The 225-nt window shown below is 32.4% G+C and carries 1 protein-coding gene; it reads left to right on the plus strand.

Annotation, left to right across the window (positions count from 1 at the left end):
- A partial coding sequence (locus ADH52_RS01270) for a TipC family immunity protein (protein ID WP_049509603.1) occupies positions 1 to 225 on the plus strand: 225 nt, incomplete at both ends.

Consider the following 225-nt stretch of genomic DNA (forward strand, 5'->3'; position numbering starts at 1 on the left):
ATATTTTAAGGCATATAGATGGCTTTGAAATTAGTCCAGGTTGGCCAAGTGATGGAGAGTATTCTAAATATTATCCGTTTGGAACTTATAATAAAGACCATACCCCAGAAGAGTATTTTGAAGTAGAAATTAGTTTTAATTTTGCTACAAAAACACAGTTAAGTTCAATCTCATTTGAAAAGCGAATCGGGCCAAACGTTAGAGTTCGCTTATGGAATAAATATA

This window comes from Streptococcus pseudopneumoniae, from assembly GCF_001072665.1.
Taxonomy (GTDB): domain Bacteria; phylum Bacillota; class Bacilli; order Lactobacillales; family Streptococcaceae; genus Streptococcus; species Streptococcus pseudopneumoniae_S.